The sequence below is a fragment of the Ruegeria sp. CDSA034 genome, assembly GCF_059612275.1.
The window spans coordinates 1-19,789 of sequence record NZ_JBXWQH010000022.1 but is presented as its reverse complement, the minus strand read 5'-3'; the positions used below and the strand labels follow the sequence as shown (position 1 = coordinate 19,789).

The following is a 19,789-nucleotide window of genomic DNA, read 5'->3' as shown; positions in this document are numbered from 1 at the left end:
GCCGGAACGCTGAATTCTGTCAGACACTTACCCCTTTGGGTGTCAGCTTTTTGCAATGACAACGGCAACGCCTCCTGTGTTTGGACAGGGGCAAAGCGAGCGCAAAGTCGTGCACGGTACGGACCGCTTGAAACATTGTCATCTCCCTCTGGGACACCCCGCCCAGGTTCATAAATTTCGGATGGCAGGTCTCCTGACTTGCGGGTCAAAGCTATCCCGATCCTTCCCAGGCTATTGCCCAGTGGACGATCTCGGGTCGCTCGCCGCCTACAGTTGCGGGGGCAGTCACGGAATTGGCCTTTTTACAGAACCGCACCGTATTCCCTTTTATCCCTGACCGCAAAATACAGTCGGGAACCATCGCGAGGACAAAATACGAATTGATTTGATTCGACAAGAGCGCAAACCTGTGAGGGATGGCTATTCGTTCCAGTCACCGGTCGACTACGGAGGACGCGGTAGACGTGAGGCAACGGTGGATACTACACGAGCCCCGCTTCTTGCAGCTTCAGACCCACGCCAACGGTCTTTTTGACTGAATTTATTCTGCCCGGACTTTTTTTGTCTGCAGTGGGATGATTTGGGTCTTTGACATCGCAGGTTATTCGCCTGACGGGGTGCCGATGTTAAGCGATTGATCTATTTGATCGATTGCCGTCTGAGCGGGGTGTTTTGGATAGTCTGACGCCGGTTGCGGCAAGGTGCAACCGCGGTTGTCGAACTAAGTTAAAGTGTTTGGTTTGAGGAAGAAGCGGATTTTCGCAAAACAGTAGCCAAACTTCCGATAAGCGGGACAAAGCTGACTAATGCCGCGATGGCGCAAAGGTCTGCTTTCGGAAGCGATCAGATGCACCTGAACGGAGGCTACTGATTTACCGGTGCCAGATTCTGGAAGTTGTGATCCCACTCTGTGATTGACATGGATGAGCGACGTGTTCTGATCGGCTTGCCAGACGGAAGGTGCCAACTCGTCAGGGCAATCGCTCTAAGAAGCGTGCGCGTCAACACAGGGGCAGAGCTTTTGCGGATAACTCTCTGGGGCAACTCACGATCAATAAGCCTTGTCGTTTTGCCCATTATTAGTGGACTTTGGTTGGCGATAGGCGTGGGCATCATAAGTGCACTGACCCCCAACTATTCGCATATCGACCAATTCATGAGCGCACTCGGGGCTGTAGGGGCCCCCTTGGCGACGTGGACCAACTATGCCGTCTTCATACCGACAGAGATTTGGCTTCTGGCGTTCCTCGCAAGACTAAACAGTTGCCTCCCAGGCAGCAGGACAAAACGAATCTCGATATTGCTTCTATCCGCTTACGCCATTCTTTTGATACTTGCCGCCTTTCTGCCTTGTGATGCGGGGTGTGATAGTCGAGGCAGCGACGAGAACATGACAAGCACGTTGGTCCATATTGCTCATATGGCAATTGCGGTGACGGCTTATCCGCTTGCGTTGATCGGTTTGCTGATCCTCAGCCTGACTGCCCCACCAAATTCGCTTCTGCGGCGCTTGGCGCCGCCAGCTACAATCGTCGGCTTCTGTTTGTTTATCACAATTTTCTTGATGCCAGTAACACAAGGCTTATTCCAACGCCTCCTCGAAGCATGGATCTACTTCCAATTTATATCGCTGGGACTATATGCTGCTTCAATTTTGCCTCAAAACTGACCTTCCTGCGGTGTGCAGCATTGGCCAAAGTGGGCTCAGAGCGATCGTTCTCTGCCCCCAATTTGGATGACAGCCATCAGCTCGAAGCGGTCATTCCTTACATCCTGCCTCGGAGATAGCAGTCGTTCCATCAAGGAACGGTGTTGGTAGAGCAGGCCACCTTCTGGACATTCGCTGTTTGCGCAGTTTTGGCGGCCACGAAAGGCAGCAATGCGCAGATGGTGAACCTTGCAAATTTTAGTGGGATGTCAGCACTGAGACCAAAGCGTCGGCGCAATTTCCATCACCCTGTCTGCCTTGCAAAATGGTTACAGCCAAGGCTTGAAATGAAGACTCGTAATTCTCGGTTTTACGCCGTTCCCATCAAATAGTGTTGTTTTCATTGACACATTGCCTTGCATGCGATCCGCTAAACTACGTCATCTGTTTTAACGCAAGGATTTGATGTCATGCCAGAATCACTCAACCTGCATAAATTTGAAAACCTAAGTCCTTTCCAAATCAAAGACGAACTTATTAAGTTGGCGCAAAAAGAGGCGCGGCAGATGGCTTTGCCATACCTCAATGCCGGTCGAGGGAACCCTAACTGGATCGCCACTAAAGCGCGGGAGGCGTTTTTCCTTTTAGGGCAGTTCGCTATGACAGAAGCTCAGCGCCATCGTAATGAGCCGCAGGTCGGTTTGGCCGGGATGCCGCAAGGGCCAGGCTGTTATGACCGGCTAAAAGCATATTGTTCCAAATCGGTTGAAGGAAACGGCCCTCCAGGTGCGGAAACTTTGGTGGCCGTAGTGGATTTTGCGATTGAGAAATTTGGTTTTACACCGGACGATTTCGTGCTCGAGTTGACCGACGGTATTGTTGGCGACCACTACCCGATGCCCGACCGGTGCATGGAGCACAACGAGGCGATTGTCCACGAATACGTTATGTGGGCGATGTGCGCGGGGCACCGTCCGGATGCGAAGTTCGATATCTACGCAGTTGAGGGTGGAACCGCTGCAATGTGTTATATTTTCAAGGCACTCAAGAACCAGCGATTGCTGAATGCCGGCGACACCATTGCGTTGGGCACACCGATTTTCACACCCTATCTGGAAATGCCGGTACTTGAAGACTATGGGCTGAACACCGTGGATGTATCTTCGAAAGAAGAGGACCACTTTCAACTGAACGACGATGATTTCGAAATCTTGTCCGACCCGAAAGTCAAAGCACTATTTCTGGTCAACCCGGGCAACCCGTCTTCAGTCGCTATCAGCCCCGAAGTCTCGACTCGGCTTGTCGAGTTCGTAAAGAACCGCCGCCCGGACCTGATCATTCTGACTGACGATGTTTACGGGACCTTCGTTCCGAATTTTCAGTCTATCTTGGGGCATCTGCCTGAGAACACAATCGGGGTCTATTCGTACTCCAAGTATTTCGGTTGCACCGGGTGGCGTTTGGGCGCGATTTTGGTGGCCGAGAACAACATCTTCGACAAGATGATTGCGGAGGCTACGGACGAAACCAAGGCCGTCGTCAACGCACGGTACGAAACGTTGACGCCTGATCCATCCTCGTTCAAGTTCATCGACCGGATCGTCGCCGACAGCCGCGATGTTGCGCTGAACCACACCGCAGGTCTATCACTGCCGCAGCAGGTGATGATGACTTTGTTTTCACTGGTCGAGCTTATGGACGAAGAGAAGGCCTATCAGAAATTCTGCTGGGGTATTCTGAAGCACCGCTTTGACGAGTTGGTCGAAGGGATGGGCATCGAAGTTCCAGATAACCCGCTGTTCGACAAATACTACGGTATCATCGACTTCGAATTCTGGCTCCGTAAATACGTGGGAGAAGAGGTGGTCGAGTGGATTAAAGAGAATGTCCACCCGCTAGATATATCCTTCAAACTGGCTCAGGATCACGGGATCGTTTTGCTGAATGGATCGGGCTTTGACGCGCCCAACTGGTCAGCGCGGGTATCGTTCGCCAATTTGGATGATAGTGCTTACCGCCAGATCGGAAGAGCGGTGCGCGCGGTGGCCACGGGTTACGTGCAGGCCTACCGTGCCTCGAAAGGACTGCCGTTGCACGGTTGAGATCTAGCAATAGCAAAGAGAAACGGATCAGCGTGATGGTTTGCACAAACGCTGATCCCACCCGTCCAGGTTAGGACCCCGGTTGTCGCGCCCATTTCCGGTTTGACTCACGGAACAAAAGCCACAACCAACGGTCCCCAGAGCGTTAGGAAGATGTTAGCCACGGCATAGGTCATGGTGAAGGCTGGTGTGGGAGTCGAGTTTCCGGCCTTTTCCAATAGTGTCGCAAAACCGGGATTGCCCGAGCGTGATCCGGTCACAACCGCACAGGCCTCAATCGGGTTTTTAATACGCAGGGCGAAATAGTTGATTGGGAACTGCACGATCATGGGCATCAATGTAACCACCACACCCAACAGCAACAGCGTGATCCCATATTCCTGAATCGCTTCTAGTGCGGGCTTGCCTGCATTGAGGCCAACGACACCAACAAACACAGCTAATCCAAAGCTCTGAAGGAAATTCGCGGCCCCTCGGTTAATGCCGCCGATCTTGGGTCGCCGGATGCGCATGTAGCCGATGATCAACCCTGTAACTAGGCAACCGAGACCGGACCCCAAAGCCACTTTGGTTCCTGCGATGACAAAACTGATCTCTCCTATCAGAAAGCCGATGGCGACGCCGATCCCCAATGCAATGAAATTGGTTACCGAGGCCGAAGGCGGAACGTAGCCCGCAACTTTCGCAACTCGATTCAGATCGTCCTTGTGACCGACAATACTGACCTCGTCACCTGCGTGTATCTCGGTGTTGTGCAGGACAGGGACATCATGGCCCATGCGGGTGATCTTTGAGATGTGAACGCCGCGCCTTTGATCCGCTGTCAGAGCCTCGCTCAATTCTGCCAACGTTTTGCCGGTCAGTTTGCGGTTGGTGACCACTACGTTGCGACGTTCCTCTACAACCGTCAGTTCAGGAGGATACTCTCCGATTTCACCACTGGCGCTACCCTCGAACTGGGTCAAAGTCGCTACGAGGCCGGAGACGACCACAACGTCTCCTGCATTGACTATTGTTTCAGGATTCGGATCCACAGGAGCGCCATCGTGGAGTAACCGTTCGACGATCAGATCACCATCATAACCGCTTTCGATGTCTTTGACGGGTTTTCCGGCAATGGTTGCATCGGCATTTACCTGATAGGCTCGGGCGTCAAACCGGTTCATAGGAAGGAACTCACCTTCCTCTAGTTTGCGACCGCCGCCGCTGAGTTTCTGAGCCAGCTTAATCGCTTCTTGTCGCAGGTCGACACGCATAATGATTGGAATGACACTAACTGCCAATATTGGGCCGATCGAACCGAAGATATAAGTAACCGAGTATCCTACGGCGATGTTGGTTTTTAACTTTTCCGCCTCGTCTGCGGCCAGCCCAAGCAGATCGATGGCATTTCCAGCGGTGCCGATGATTGCAGATTGTGTCAGACCACCAGCGGCCAATCCAGCCGCCAACCCTTTATCCAAGCCGGCCAACCGGGCAACAACAATAACAAAAAACAACCCCCAGAGGGTCATCATAAACGCGGCCAGTAATTTGGTCAGGGCAGTTCGGTTCAAGGCCGCAAAAAATTGAGGCCCGCCATTGTAGCCGACCATAAATATGAAGAGGGAAAAGAAAACATTCTGAACATCGGTACTGAGGTTGATACCGCCGATCTGGCCAATGAAGACCGCCACCAACAATGTACCAGCGATGCCCCCCAGTTCGAACTTGCCGACCCGAAACTTCCCTACGCCGTATCCCAGACCCAGACAAAGAAACAGTGCCATGATCGGGAAGGCGCGCAGTTGTTCTGTAATCAATTCCATTGTGAAATCTCCCGCGTCCCAACGGTGGTCCTTTCCGTTCAAGATACAGCGCCTTACTGTATTGAAAACAAAAAATTTAGACGATGGGCGTCGTGCGGGCTTTTCGAAAGTAATTGGAACAAACTTTTTGAAGAGCAGATTGTTTTCTGACCCGGTTTACAGGAATGAAGCCGCAAGTTTGAACCTTGGGCGACTGTGTACAGGACACCGTCTTCATACACGCAGTTAAGTCTTCAGTCTCTGCTCTCAGACAATTCCAGTTCCGAGAGTATGGCCGCGTTGTTGGCGTGAAACTTTTCTTGGGTCTATTGGAAGACAACCAACAAATTTACGCTGGAGAAAAGACGGTCATCCAGGCTGGCAGCTTTTTCCGCTGACCCGCCAAGTGCGCCTCAAATCCAATGTCCGCTTCGGGCTGCGACCGGTCAACTGTACACGCAGCACCCAGACGGCTAAGCAATGGCGGCTCGGGGCCCAAAGCGGGCGTCTTCAGCATGCTTTCTTTGCTAAGACCTGTTTCTGAAAGCGATGGATTAGCGCTGTTCGAAACCGGACTTTGTCACACCATCCTTGCCAATGCAGCTTCTGGTTCATCACTGGACCGCATGGGTAAGAAAGGAGTCGATTCAGAGTACAACCACTTAGGGAACTTTATTAAAAATCATTTATCTTGAGTGAACCATGCAAGTAAGTTGACGCAGGGTAAACCTTTGTAATTCTTAAGCAAATCATGAAATTTTAGTTTCAAAACAAATACTTCAAAACCGAGCGACCAAGGCCTAAGCCAACTAGAGCAGTTTAATTCCGCGCCAAGACGTCCAAATAGCCACCAGCCCTTGAACTTCAACCGTGCCTGCGCGGGCGTGAGTTTCGCCCGTGAGGTCCCTATTCAAACAGGATGGTCCCCATGAATTTTCTTCTGCGTGGTAGCCTGGTTACTCAAATCACCATCGGTCTTGTCGCCGGTGTTCTGCTTGCCACCCTTTGGCCTACTGCCGGGTCAGCGGTCGGCCTGCTTGGCGACTTCTTTGTCGACGCATTGAAAGCCGTTGCACCGGTACTGGTGCTGATCCTGGTTTGCGCTACGATCACAAACCACAAAAAAGGCAGCGAGGCGCGTATGGGCCCCGTGGTGCTTTTGTATATAGTCGGAACCTTCGCAGCTGCACTGGTTGCGGTTGCAGCCAGCTTTATGTTTCCGGTTACTCTGCATTTGACAGGTACGCCCGAGCTTTTGGATGCTCCGGACGGTTTAGCTGAGGTGGTTAAAAACATCCTGCTGAAAATCGTGGATAATCCAGTGAATGCTTTGGCAACAGCCAACTACATCGGCATTCTAGCTTGGGCCGTAGGTCTGGGACTTGTTTTCCGTCACGCAAGTGACTCGACCAAGACCCTGATGTCGGATCTGGACGGCGCGATTACCAAGATCGTCGCAGCGATAATCCGGGTGGCTCCAATCGGCATATTCGGCATCGTGGCCTCGACTATTGCTGAGACCGGCTTTGAAACACTTGCAAGCTATGGCCAACTTCTGGCGTTACTGCTTGGCTGTATGATTTTCATGGCGCTGGTTGTGAACCCGCTGATCGTGTTCCTGCGCATCCGCAAGAACCCATATCCGCTGGTTTTCACATGCCTGAAAGAGTCCGGGATTACCGCTTTCTTCATGCGCAGCTCGGCCGCCAATATTCCGGTAAACATGGAACTTTGCCGCCGCATGGATTTGGATGAAGAGACGTACTCAGTCACTATCCCAATCGGTGCTACGATCAACATGGCCGGTGCTGCGATAACCATCACAATCATGACGCTGGCAACCGTTCATACGATGGGAATTCAGGTTGATTTCGTCTCGGCTGTTTTCCTGAGCGTCATTGCTTCGATCGCTGCCACTGGGGCTTCGGGCGTAGCAGGCGGATCACTGTTACTGATCCCAATGGCCGCCAGCTTGTTTGGCATCGACAATGCAACGGCTATGCAAGTGGTGAGCATCGGCTTCATAATCGGCGTGCTGCAAGATTCTGCAGAAACCGGTTTGAACTCGTCGACCGACGTTCTGTTCACTGCGGCGGGATCGTTTCAACAAGGCGACCCTTACCCACGTAAATTGCCTGCGGCACAGCCCACGGCTTAGCCACTACGTAAAACACTTCAACCGGTGGCACTGGTCACCGGTTGAAGGACAGATTGGTCCGCATGTAAGACTTCCGAAACCGTTGCAGTGAACGAACGGTTCCGGTTTGGGCCAATTTCACGGATTTCAATGCCCGGTTTCGGGAAATCACGCTGCACAGCGGCGACGGAACCGGCACTTTGCCGGTCCATGGAGGCAAAATTCGCCGCACCAGCATCAGCCGGCTTTGTCCGCATGGCGGTCTTTGGCACAAGCTGGGGCGAACGGCGGCTTTGTCCGCAATGCGGTCTCTCGGGAAAATTTAGCAAACGACCGCATTGAGCCCAAAGCGGTCAAATGTTCAGCAAAGCCCTTGCCGCCGCAGCGGAACACGGCATTCGCCTGACAGTAGCAATGACAGTATCGGCATTTTTGACATGAAAAATATCGGGTGGTCTGAATGCACAACCAAATATTTGTTGTCAAATTTCAAGCATAAACTCTATGCGTCCATACAGATCAGTCTTTCTAAATCGGATGGCCCTACTCAGGCACTATGTTGTGATTGATCCTGAACAGATTTTTTGGATCATAGTTGCCCTTTATTTTCGAAAGCTTCCCGCTGTTTAGGCCGTATGCACCAGCCATATGTTCCGCTTCGTCTTCGGGCATAAAGTTTACATACGCGCTACCGGTCGCATGAGGCCGCATCTGATCATAAAGTCCTTGCGCCCACGCAATACACTCACCATCCTTGTTTGGGTCTTCCCATCGTGTGTGAACATTCATTATGAAGTGTGCTGATCGTTGCGGATAAGCTGTTGAGTCTGGTTCAATGCGTGCCATTGCGCCACCTACATGCGCTATAAATACTTCGCAAGCAGGGTCGGGAAGGCTGGAAACCGCCTCGAGAAGTCCTGTGATTGCTTCCGAGGAAAGCGCGTCGAAATCATGGCTTTTCCAATAGTTCCGAGCGCCCGGTGTAAGCAAAGGGTCGAATGCTGCTTGCCAGTCTACAAACTTGTGAGGTGAGATAACGTCGGCTATAGGTTCTCCAAGCGCGCGCAAAGCCGACATTGCTATTTCACCCTCGTTCATAGGGCCGCTGTAGCAAGCCGCGAAGATTAGCACCTCTCTACCATGCCACTCTTCTGGTAGGAACGGGAGAGGAGGAGCTTTTCGCATCACGCTCCAGACGGTCAGCTCATCGGGTGAATCATCTGCAATGGCTGCGAATTCTGCAAGCAGCTCTGGCGCCTTTTCGATCGGGTGAACGATCAGGCCGGACAGAACATCGGGCCCAAGATCATGCAACTGGAACTCGAATGAGGTCACGACGCCGAAATTGCCGCCTCCACCGCGGATGGCCCAGAAAAGCTCCGGATGGCTTGTGGGCGAGGCGGTGACAATCGTCCCATCTGCCGTCACAACTTCTGCCGACAGAAGATTGTCGATCGTCATTCCGAATTTCCGCGTCGTCCACCCAAAGCCGCCACCAAGAGTCAGGCCAGCGATTCCAGTTGTCGAATTGATGCCGACAGGGACAGCAAGCCCATGAGCCTGAGTTTCGCGATCTACATCGCCAAGCAATGCACCCGGTGCAACCCTAGCAGTCTTGTTGACAGGGTCTACGTGTACCGATTGCATCTGGGACAGATCGAGTAATACCGTCTCGTCTGCAACAGCGTGACCTGCAATTTGATGCCCACCTGATCGGATTGACATTATGAGGCTGGCGTCTCTAACAAAGTTTACAGCTTTCTGTACGTCGCTCGCCCCCATCGCGCGGATCACGAACCCAGGGTGACGTTCGAACATGCTGTTCCATGTTGTTCTTGCGCCTTCATATTCCGGAGTGCCCTGTAAGTAGACGCCGCCGCGAAGCGAGGAATTAAGCGCATCCAAAGCGTCTTGACTCACAGTTGCCGTGATTCCGTCGAGTGTTTTTATGTCGTACATGCATAGGCCTCCCTGTTTTCAGGTCAGGCTTCTTGCGCGGCTGCCTCATGTAGTTGTGACTTCCGATGCGTTGTCCCGCAGATAAATCGCCTCGGATTAGGTTTTTGAACTGCGAATATTCAGGCGAAAATTCCGGGATCTATCTGATCCACGGGTGTAATGACATCGGCTGGGATGTTAAGGCGCTCGGCCGCCTTTCTAAGACTTTCCTCGTCGGGGGCCTCATACAGGCAGTATGTTTTGCGCTTGTCTGCGCTGAGGAACGAGAAAATCCACTCGACCCCGACTTCGTCATTGATCTCTTTGATGTGAATTTTGTCGTCGTCGCTGACGTTCAGCTGCTCGGCAAAATTTCTCTCAATTATGTACCTTGGCATAATGCTCCCCCAAGCATCTAAATGACTTTAAACAGCTACTCCCTCGAGCTTTGACCTAAGGAAAACCATACTCAATTGCTGTGAAATTGCCAACGCTTCCCCTTCTAGTTGAAACGCTAGTTCCAAATCATTCGTGCGACCCCGTTGCCTTAGCGCGGATGCATACGCGGCCTTGCTGTGCGCAATCCACGGTGGGCACTTCATGCGCGTGTCTATTTCGATGGCCTTATGGAACATCCTCTCAGCGGCGTCCCAGTTTTTCAGCACCGCTGCCAGATTGCCCAGACGTCTTGCAGCCGCCCCGGCGCAAACTGTTGTGGCCCCAGCGGTGATCGTTAGCTCTTCGTATGGGGTCAGCATTTCATAGAGGGTCTCAGCATGTCCCAGATGCTCGACTGCGACACAAATGTCAGCGAGATAAGACAAAGTAGTTGAAAACATAGCATCAAGGGGAAGATCGAAGCCATTCTCTGACATTTCATTCAGTATGCGTTCAGCTGGTTCCTTGTATCCCAACTCGGCGGCAATAAGGCCAAATCCTGGTTTCCAGGAAATGTCTTCCGGGCTATCCGTCATCAGCTTCTTGATCACCGGTGCAACTTCGTGCAACCGGTTTTGTTCGCGGCGGATGGTAAACATCTGAACACCGAAGACGCCCTCAACATGTTCTCCATGTGTCTGTCGACCGATTTTCACCGCTTCGTTGGCATGCATCTCCGCCTGCTCAAAATTGCCATCCATAATTGCAACCATGGCGCGTGCGTGTTTCTGTACCCAGTAGAGTTGCAGATGGTTGTCCTTTTCCGAAATCTCCGTCAGCAATTCGAGTGAATGATCCATCAAGTCGCGGTCGGCCATTTCGGCCCCGACAAAAAGACTAAGTGTTCGGTCCCGGCCCTGATCAATACTCCCCAGGTTTTCGGCCGCTCGATGCATCGCATCAAGATTTTCACGCCAATGACGTACCTCTCTTCCTTTGCGTGCGACGAATGGTGCCCCAAAATGCATCATCATCACTGAGAATTGGGATTTATAGTCCCCCAGTTTCGCGGCCAGTTCCATTGATTGCTGACCAAAGCGTGCGCCTTCAGAAAACTGGCCGACAAACATATGTGCCCGTGCAAGTTGGCTCATCAATCTGCACTGCCGAACTTCGTCATCGTCGGGAAGGTCGTTCAGAGCTCTAACACAAAGCTCAATGGCCTCGCCGTGTCTCTTACTCGACATCATACACGAGTCCGCAAAATGGTTCGCAGCATCAGCGGCGAGCGCCACATCGTTTATTCCACGGGCGGCGTCCGAGGCCTCTTTCAAAGCCGCTATCCCCTCTGGCAACTGACCCAGGCTGTCATGGCTGCGACCAATCAGGATTTTGGCTTTGATCGTTTCGACGCCGTTGTCAGATCCAAGATTTTCAGCCGCTTTGAGTGTTTCCCTAGCGTTGACCATCGCCTCTTGGCTGGCGGATCGCGCCAATGCCATTTCGGTTGCCGTCTGCCATTTGTCGAACGCAGCACGCCATTCTTCGGCCTCTGAAAGATGGCGGGCAACCAACTCGGGCCGGCGTTCAATCTCTGCTGACCGCAACTGCATCAAAGCACGGGCCACGTTTGCGTGTTGTTGCCTGCGGGTTGAGCCCAACATGGATTGATAGGCGGTATCCCGAATAAGGGCATGACGGAAAACGAAATACCCTCGATTGTACCCGCTTTCAAAGATCAAACCCGTTCGAGACAGCTCTTCTATACGAGATTGAATTTCCGCACTGGCAAGACCTATTGCGGAAGCCAGCAAGCTAGGCTCGAACTCCCGTCCAATGACGGCTCCTGTTAACGCTACTTGTTTGGCCTCTGGTGAGACTGCGTCAAGACGTGCCATCAGCGTGCCTTTCAAAGACGAAGGTATGTGGACCTGCCCGTGCTCACCCGCCTCAACAATCGCCCGGGCCAACTCCTCGACGAACAATGGCACGCCGTCCGTCTTTTCAATGATTGTGGCGATTAGCGCATCGTCCGGTGCTTTTCCGGTAACATTGAGAACTAGGTTCGAGACATGGGTCGTATCAAACCGACGCAGCTGGAGCGTATGTACGTGCGCTTCGCCGTCATCATGGGCAAGTTCCCAGCCGGGCCTGTGGGTGATCAAAATCATCAAAGGCAGATCTGCGCAAATTGCTTTGAAGCGATCCAAAAGAGCTTGGGTGGAAGGATCAATCCAATGCGCGTCCTCAACACAAAGAATAACAGGACGCGTGCTTGCGCGTACCTGAACCGTGTGGATTAACGTCTGAATCGTGAGGTCACGTTGCTCCTGCGGTGACATATCGAGAACGCTTCGGGCAAGAGCACTGTGAGGCGCAACCAGCGCGGCAAAGACGGGCAGAACCTTTTCCCATTCCAAGCCCTCCCGGCTTTCCAACATTTTTTTGACAAGATCGAGAATTTGATCGTCATCAAAATCTGTCCCCACACCAGCATCCTGAGAAATCCTCTGGGCGACGGGGTGGAACGGGCTACTGGAAAGGTAAGGAGAGCAGTTCAGCCTGATAATATCAGCTTCGCTAGCCGCTACGGCATTAGCGAGAAACTCTTCCGCCAATCGCGATTTACCGATTCCAGCTTCACCGGCAAGCAGAACAACCTCTCCCTGACTGTTCTGCGCACGCAGCCATGATTGTAAAAGGATACCTTTTTCGTAGTCGCGACCAATCATGACGCTGCCACTTTCGTCCCTATAAGACGCTCGAAACCGGCTTTCCGCGCTGTGTTCTGATACGACAGTCAAAAGGGTCCGTGGTTCTTTGAAACCTTTCAGCTCGGTTTGTCCAAGAGACGTAAACTCAAATAGCCGATGCAAAGCTTCTTCGGTCTCCTCAGCAGATAAAACAACTGAGTTCGGCTCTGCGTGTTCCTGAAGCCGCGCTGCCAGATTGACAATTGGCCCCGTCATGGCTCCTTCTTCGTAGGTGTTTTCACCGATCGTATCGCCAACTACCACGTCGCCACTCGCGATACCTAACCTGGCTGACAAACGCTCACCGTCAGGTGTTTTAAGCTCTCTGACCCGCCGAACGGCCTCAAGACCAGCCTTTACAGCCCGAACTGCATGATCTTCATATGCTGTCGGCCAGCCAAAAAACACCAGGAGACCGTCGCCCAAATACTTCGAGACGTAGCCGCCATACCTGCTAACTGCCCCTGCAACCGCATCCTGGTAGCTCTGCAGCAGTTCGCGCATGTCTTCGGGATCAAACCGGTTAGTCAACTCAGTCGAGGCGACGAGATCAGCAAACAAAACTGTTAAGTGCCGCCTCTCTGCGAGCGCTAATGAAGCAGGCTTCCTTGCGGATAAGGTCACGCCTTGCGATTCATCCGAAATGGGGACCCGGCCGACTTCGCCTGCATCCGCGTCTACGGCTTGTGACGGTTGAGACCAGTGCTTTTGGCCCGTCAATTCCTGAACCGCTGCCAGGATGATTTTTCGGTGGCCCAGACTAACCCCAAGCTCTTTAAGGTCGTCGTTTGACAGTAATGGTAGTACACGCGCGTCGATATCATGCCGTGCAAAAGCGTCTGAGTATTGTCCCAGTTCGAGATCGTCCAGCCATTTGTCGATTTCAATCGCCATAACGGGATCATGCTGAGATACGAGGCGCTAATCAAGAAAACGCTGTAAACACGGGCTGTTTTTTGGCTGCCAAACGTCTGTATTGCCTTTGACAGAAATGACACCTGCTGATCCAACTCTTTTCAGAATGCAGTGGTTTATTGCAGGTAGATCTCCCTTAGCGTGCATTTGCTGCGCTGCCGCGAAAGGCAACTTTGTCCGCTCAGCTGCCTTAAGTCATAGGTATTTCCAATGTCCGGTATGGGCCGGAAGCGGACCAAAGCGAACGCGTCAGGCCAGCCACTGAGCAATGACCGCTAAAGGCTCATCCTGCCCGTCTATGCCGGCCCAGAGAATGGCTGCATTGAGCCCCTTGTTCCAGTAGATCTTTAGGTCCAGCAGTTCTTCAGCGCTCCAATTCAGCATGCAAAAATACTGGATGAACAGGAAGGGTAGGAACGCCCTGAATTGTCAGTTCCCTTTCTCCGCGCCAGATAGCGCAGACGACCGCGAGAACGTCAGCGCCTTCCTGCACCGCAAGCTGATAAGCTTCAGTAACTGCACCACCCGTGGAAATGACATCCTCGATGAACGTTACCTTTTTCCCAGCGATGTCCTGGCCCTCTATTGCGCGACACGTTCCGTAGGTCTTTGCCGCCTTTCGAACGAATGCTGCTGGCAACCCGGTTTCAAGGGAAATCGCCGTGACCAAGGGGATACCTCCCAGCTCAAGCCCCGCAATAATTTCCGTATCCGAGGGCAAAAGGGAGCTCATCGCCTGCGCCAGTGGCTTCAGCAAAAGCGGATCACCTTCAAACCGATACTTATCGAAATAGCGGTGCGAGATCTTCCCAGAGCGCAGCAAAAATTCGCCCTCAAGCATAGCAATGTCGGCCACACGACGGGCGAGTTCAGATTTTGAAAATGTCTTTAGACTAATCATCGCATCCTCCAGCTTGAAAACGCCCCAGAAGTAGAAGAACGGCAAAACACTGTCAGCCCTTAGTTGTCGGATTGACTGTAATGTCCCGCTCAACTGCCAATTATCACCTAGTTTTAATCGTCCTAAATGGTGGTAAACGGCCGGATAGGGCTCTAACCGGGCATTTGAAAGCTCACTCATTGATTCCACGTGGTCGATCCGGCTTTAAGAGTGGATTCCACTTACTCGAGTTCTCAGGTAATACGTAACTATGGATATCGTCGTCATTACGACCATCATCACTTCTCTTTTTGTTGTAATCGGCGTGGCGGAACCGCTGGCCGCGCGAATGCGCCTGCCTTACAGCGTTATCCTCGCCGTCCTAGGGATAGTGATCGGGCTTGGCGCGACGTTCTTTCTCGACACAGACCTGACGGATGCATTGAATCCGGGGGCACAGGCAATTATCGATCTACCGATCCGGTCAGACGTCTTCCTCTATGTTTTCCTGCCCACGCTGCTCTTTCAGGCGACACTCGGCATGAACCTGCGCAGGATGCTGGATGACTGGATGCCCATCCTGATGATGGCCGTTGTGGCAGTAATTGTTGCGACACTTTCCATTGGCTATGCGCTCAGTTGGGCAAGTACGCTGCCGCTGGCCGCCTGTCTGTTGATCGGTGCTATTGTATCGACAACGGATCCCTCAGCGGTTGTCAGCATTTTCCGGTCGATTTCGGCACCGCGCAGGCTGTCGCGAATAATCGAGGGCGAAAGCCTGCTTAACGATGCTGCTGCGATTGCTCTTTTCGGGCTATTCATGAGCTTTGTTATGCTCGGGAGACCCAATCCACTGCTAAGTGAAGCCGTGGGGCAATTTCCGCTGTTGATCGCAGGTGGAGTTCTCACCGGTTGGCTCATGGCGCGCATGGCGGTTTGGCTGATGGCTTTCGTAGGCCGCTGGGAAATGGCGCAGATTTCAATATCCGTGTCTTTGCCGTATCTCGCCTATATCGTTGCAGAACAAAGCGTCGGAGCTTCGGGTGTCATCGCGGTGGTGGCTGCAGGTCTTACGCTCAACCTCACAGGCCCCGGTCGTCTGTCACCGGCCACCTGGACAAATCTGCAAGAAGTTTGGGACCTACTGGCACATTGGGCAGGCGCGCTGATCTTTATTCTGGCAGCATTACTGATACCGCGATTGCTGGAAGAGGTGCGGCCGTCTGACTTCGGCCTGCTGGTTGTGGTGGTTCTGGCTGCCATGTTCGCGAGAGCGGCAATTCTGTTCGGGTTGCTGCCATTGCTTACGGCAATCGGTCTGTCGCCAGCTGTTGAACGTCCCTATCGCACCGCAATACTGTGGGGTGGGCTGCGTGGTGCCGTGACGCTGGCGCTGGCTCTGGCAGTCACCGAAAGCACGCATATCCCGCTTGAGACCAAGCGCCTGGTCGGCATTCTGGCTACTGGCTTTACGCTGTTTACACTGATTGTTCAGGGTACAACCTTGCGCACGGTGATCACAAAACTGGGGCTCGACAAGCTTTCTCCGCTTGATACGGCACTTTCACGACAAGTGGTCGCTGTCGCTTTGCAATCGGTTCGCGAGGACGTGTCCCGCACCGCAGAAAACTATAACCTGACGCACGATATCGTCAGAAACGAAGCCAAACAGTTTAGTGAACGCCTGGACGAGGCCGTAAAGGCCGCCGAAGACAGTGCGCAGATCCTGGATCGTGACCGGGTCACTCTTGGCCTTATTGCACTGGCCGGTGCAGAGCGGGATTCCGTCTTGGCTCGGATGCGGGAACGCACCATGTCATCGGTTCTGAGTGAGAAGATTCTGTCCGATGCGGATCGGCTCATTGAAGGCGCACGGATTGGCGGGCGGATCGGCTATCAGCGCGCATCAAATCGGTCGGTCGTTTACGGCAGATCTTTTCGGATCGCCGTGTTTCTGCACAACCGGCTTCGAATTTCGTTCCCGCTCACGCGTATCACAACGGATAGGTTCGAAAGATTGCTCATGCAACGTCTGATCCTACAGGACCTCGATGGATTCGTCCGCGGCCGCATCCGCCGGATCCATGGCCGCCGGGTTGCCGAATTGCTGGATGAAGTGTTGGCGCGTCGATCCGAGGCGGTTGAGACGGCGCTGGACGGTCTGCGGCTGCAATTTCCCGGTTACGCCGAAAAGTTAGAGCGACGATTCATCCAGCGAACCGCGCTGCGCCTTGAAGAACGTGAATATGCGGTCATGCGCGAAGACGGCCTTGTGGGCGAAGAGCTTTATTCTGTGTTGATGCAGGAAGTGGCGACGCGACGTACGTTATCTGAAGGACGTCCGAAGTTGGACATCACTCTTAAAGGACGGGATCTGGTCCGGCAGTTCCCACTGTTTTCCGATCTCGACAAGTCTTCGCTTAGGAAACTCAGCCGGGCGCTGCGTACCCGATATGCCAACGCGGGTGATACCATCATTTCCAAAGACGAATTCGCCCAGAGTGTATTCTTCATTGCTTCCGGAGCTGTTGAAGTGGAACTCGGCCGGCACACCTCGCGGCTCGGTCGTGGTGAAATGTTCGGGCAATTGGCCATGTTATTGAAACGGCCCCGTCGCGTAAACGTACGGGCATTGGCACCGTCGACGCTGCTTATGCTCGACGAGGCAAGTTTCCGGCGCTTGCTGCGGCGAAGCAAGGCCATGCGAAACTCCGTCAAGATGAGCGCTGACAAGCGCATGATCGACCCCGCGGTGTTGGATCTGGATGAGGCCGAGGTATCCCCTGAAAAAGGGACCAAATCTTGAGAGGCTCTCAATTGGAAGGGAGCCGCGAAATCAAAAGTGCTGGTTCACGGACACCAATCGGGTTCTGTTTTGTTGAGTGACTACATTTGTCAGAGACTTGTTCACTTTAAAAAACCGACGCTACCCTCGACAATTCGTACATTCAACGGCAGCTCGCAGCCCGGAGCGGAAGTTGGCAACGACCAATCACCGAAGACATAGAAAATGGGCGTCGCCTACTCTGCCAATCCAGCTTGGCGCAGACCAGAGGCAATGTGTTCCCAATCTGACAAATTGCGCCACATTGGTTGAAAGCCACCGGCCAGAGCAATCAACGTGTTTTCCGGAACTGCCATCCCGCGGCTTGAAAACTCCTGACGGCGGTGGCGGACAAAGGCTTGCAACGAGGACTCCGCCTCTTTTTGTCGGCCCGAGTGCGCATATGCTGCCACTAGAAACGCAGCGGCCAATGAGTTCAGCCGTGCTTCGCCAATCAGCTTGCTGACAGCGTCATCATATCGACCCAAAAAGAAATATACCTGTCCGATAATCCAATCGAGAGAAGGCGGATGCAGGGGGTCAAGTCGCATGGCCTCGACAACTATTTCATGGGCCTTTTCATGCTGCCCCAACAACAGAAACCCATATCCGCACCAGGCCATGGATTCCGCTTCATTTTCAATCAATGACAGTGTTTTTTGAAACTGCGTATCGGCCTGATCCCAGAGGCCCGCGCATAGGTACGCATATCCAAGTTGGTCCTGAATATAGACGTCCTTGTTGTCCAAAGCCGCGCCCTGACGCGCGATTTCCAATGCCTGGGAGGCGGCATCGGCATCGGCAAGACCGAGCCAAAGGTCGACGACATAGGTATCGGCCAGATACATATAGATCCGCGCGTAATTGGGATCGATGGCCAGCGCTTTTTCGAAATATCCCTTGGCTGTGGCGTTGTCGGCGGCGTTCAACCCGTCTCGGAGTGCTTTCCCTCGCAGCAAGAGTTCATATGCCTTCATCTTGTCTGTGGGCTTGTTCAAGACATTGTTGGCCACGTCGCTTTGAACCCGACCTGGAAGAACCGCGACGACGCTTTGGGTCACCTCATCCTGAACCGCAAAGATGTCTTCCAGTTCGCGGTCATAACGCTCAGCCCAGATATGTTTTCCAGAGTCAGCCGCGACCAGCTGAGCCGAAATGCGCACTCTGTTTCCGACTTTTCGAACACTGCCTTCGACAAGGTATTGTACCCCCAACTTTGCCGCGATTTCACCAATCTCCAGATCTGAGTCCCGGAACCGAAACGACGAATTGCGCGCGACCACAAACAAGGTCCGAAAGCGGGACAGTCCGGTAATGATGTCTTCGGAAATACCGTCACTGAAAAACTGCTGCTCAGCATTGCCGCTTACGTTTGAAAACGGCAAAACCGCGACTGAGGGCTTATCCCGTCCGGTTAGGTTGGGCTCGTATTTTTCAGAACGTTCATGTGACAAATGGTATATTTTGACGGGCTTTGTTATGTTTTTGAGGTGCTGGGCACCGCCATCTTCAAAGGTTTCTTCAATCAGGTTTCCCAGACTTTCATAAACTATGGAAGAGATGCAAACCCCGCCCACTTTTGCTGCGGCTTCCAGGCGCGACGCCAGATTGACACCGTGCCCGTAGACATCGCCCTCATCAACAATCACGTCGCCCAGATGCACTCCGATGCGCAGTTTTATAGCTGAGTTTTGAACCGCCAGTTCATTCTGGATCTCGATGGCACACCGAACAGCATCCACGACAGAGGGAAACTCAACCAATGTGCCATCCCCAATCAACTTGATCACCCGGCCTTTGTATTGGCTGACTTTGGGATCAAAAACACATTCGCGATGAGTCTTGAGGTGCATCAAAGTGGCATCTTCGTCTTCGATCATCATCGAAGAGTATGCAACAACGTCAGCGGCGAGTATGGCGGCGAGTTTGCGTTCCAAAAATGACACCTCTGATTAGGAGGTCATATTCAACTTTGGGAAAGATCATCACAACACCTTTCTGGGAACACCGCACAAATACAAATTGCCGAAGGTTTTACCGGCGTTGCCTCCGAACGTTTCGGGATTACGGCAGAAGTTCGTTGTTTCAGAAAGAGTGCCCGCTTCTCAGAAGGCAACCTGGTTTGCAACGGTCGCTATCTGCGCTTCACTGACATCGCTGCCCTTGACGAAATTGAGCGAACTGATGACCTATCTGCACCTGTGATTGAAGAAACTCTGAGCCGTGTCTGGATACGGACATTTACGCGCTACTCAAGTGTAGTCGAAAGCTGGATGGAGGCAGCGTTTATTAAACGTGGCCAAGGAGTGATCGAGCACTTCTATTATACTCGCTGCTGATTACGGCACACTGAAGAATGGAAGTATGCGATTGAGTTGGTTGGGGAACTGTTGGGATTGCTGGCGTTAGGGGCGCCCCAGAACGACG

13 protein-coding genes and 1 riboswitch are annotated in these 19,789 nt (G+C 52.9%); of the genes, 5 read left to right on the top strand and 8 right to left on the bottom strand.

Annotation, left to right across the window (positions count from 1 at the left end; all coding sequences use genetic code 11):
- Positions 1–166: 166 nt before the first annotated feature.
- Positions 167–377: riboswitch (cobalamin riboswitch) on the bottom strand.
- Positions 378–919: 542 nt separating this feature from the next.
- A complete protein-coding gene (locus AC2FLJ_RS22360) occupies positions 920–1,669 on the top strand; it encodes a DUF998 domain-containing protein (RefSeq protein WP_282171142.1) in 750 nt (249 codons plus the stop codon).
- 449 nt (positions 1,670–2,118) lie between these two features.
- The gene (locus AC2FLJ_RS22355) at positions 2,119–3,750 is read left to right on the top strand and encodes a bifunctional aspartate transaminase/aspartate 4-decarboxylase (RefSeq protein ID WP_496700059.1); all 1,632 of its coding nucleotides are present in this window, start codon (positions 2,119–2,121) and stop codon (positions 3,748–3,750) included.
- Between the two features lie 107 nt (positions 3,751–3,857).
- Here AC2FLJ_RS22355 and aspT read toward each other — a convergent pair whose 3' ends face one another.
- Positions 3,858–5,558 (bottom strand): aspartate-alanine antiporter, encoded by a 1,701-nt coding sequence (gene aspT / locus AC2FLJ_RS22350; protein WP_282121285.1) that lies wholly within the window; start codon positions 5,556–5,558, stop codon positions 3,858–3,860.
- Positions 5,559–5,886: 328 nt separating this feature from the next.
- Positions 5,887–6,054: a hypothetical protein gene (locus tag AC2FLJ_RS22345; protein WP_472722275.1), complete on the bottom strand. Its 168-nt coding sequence runs from the start codon at positions 6,052–6,054 to the stop codon at positions 5,887–5,889.
- Between AC2FLJ_RS22345 and AC2FLJ_RS22340 the strand changes: the two genes are divergently transcribed.
- Together AC2FLJ_RS22340 and sstT are read left to right on the top strand one after the other, a co-directional pair.
- Entirely contained in the window at positions 6,053–6,232 is a 180-nt protein-coding gene (locus AC2FLJ_RS22340) for a hypothetical protein (protein WP_472722276.1), read from the top strand. The two genes, AC2FLJ_RS22345 and AC2FLJ_RS22340, sit on opposite strands and share 2 nt — an antisense overlap.
- Positions 6,233–6,465: 233 nt before the next feature.
- The gene (sstT, locus tag AC2FLJ_RS22335) at positions 6,466–7,695 is read left to right on the top strand and encodes a serine/threonine transporter SstT (protein ID WP_496707717.1); all 1,230 of its coding nucleotides are present in this window, start codon (positions 6,466–6,468) and stop codon (positions 7,693–7,695) included.
- Positions 7,696–8,217: 522 nt separating this feature from the next.
- On the opposite strand, the gene AC2FLJ_RS22330 is transcribed toward sstT, so the two are convergent.
- The 5 genes from AC2FLJ_RS22330 to pyrE all read right to left on the bottom strand — a co-directional run bounded on the left by AC2FLJ_RS22330 (position 8,218) and on the right by pyrE (position 14,739).
- Positions 8,218–9,633: an FAD-binding oxidoreductase gene (locus AC2FLJ_RS22330; RefSeq protein ID WP_496700052.1), complete on the bottom strand. Its 1,416-nt coding sequence runs from the start codon at positions 9,631–9,633 to the stop codon at positions 8,218–8,220.
- Positions 9,634–9,752: 119 nt separating this feature from the next.
- Positions 9,753–10,010: a DUF4242 domain-containing protein gene (locus AC2FLJ_RS22325; RefSeq protein ID WP_058274660.1), complete on the bottom strand. Its 258-nt coding sequence runs from the start codon at positions 10,008–10,010 to the stop codon at positions 9,753–9,755.
- Between the two features lie 27 nt (positions 10,011–10,037).
- Positions 10,038–13,637, bottom strand: coding sequence for an adenylate/guanylate cyclase domain-containing protein (locus AC2FLJ_RS22320; protein ID WP_496707714.1), 3,600 nt, complete (start codon positions 13,635–13,637; stop codon positions 10,038–10,040).
- A gap of 270 nt (positions 13,638–13,907) precedes the next feature.
- Positions 13,908–14,042, bottom strand: a complete 135-nt coding sequence (locus AC2FLJ_RS22315) for a hypothetical protein (protein ID WP_496707712.1) — start codon at positions 14,040–14,042, stop codon at positions 13,908–13,910.
- Positions 14,023–14,739, bottom strand: a complete 717-nt coding sequence (gene pyrE, locus AC2FLJ_RS22310; RefSeq protein WP_496707710.1) for an orotate phosphoribosyltransferase — start codon at positions 14,737–14,739, stop codon at positions 14,023–14,025. The genes AC2FLJ_RS22315 and pyrE overlap by 20 nt, the downstream gene beginning before the upstream one ends.
- A gap of 70 nt (positions 14,740–14,809) precedes the next feature.
- Between pyrE and AC2FLJ_RS22305 the strand changes: the two genes are divergently transcribed.
- A complete protein-coding gene (locus AC2FLJ_RS22305) occupies positions 14,810–17,344 on the top strand; it encodes a cation:proton antiporter (RefSeq protein WP_496707708.1) in 2,535 nt (844 codons plus the stop codon).
- A 215-nt stretch (positions 17,345–17,559) separates the two neighbouring features.
- On the opposite strand, the gene AC2FLJ_RS22300 is transcribed toward AC2FLJ_RS22305, so the two are convergent.
- On the bottom strand, positions 17,560–19,308 hold the full coding sequence (locus tag AC2FLJ_RS22300) for an adenylate/guanylate cyclase domain-containing protein (RefSeq protein ID WP_496700042.1): 1,749 nt from the start codon (positions 19,306–19,308) through the stop codon (positions 17,560–17,562).
- Between the last annotated feature and the right edge of the window lie 481 nt (positions 19,309–19,789).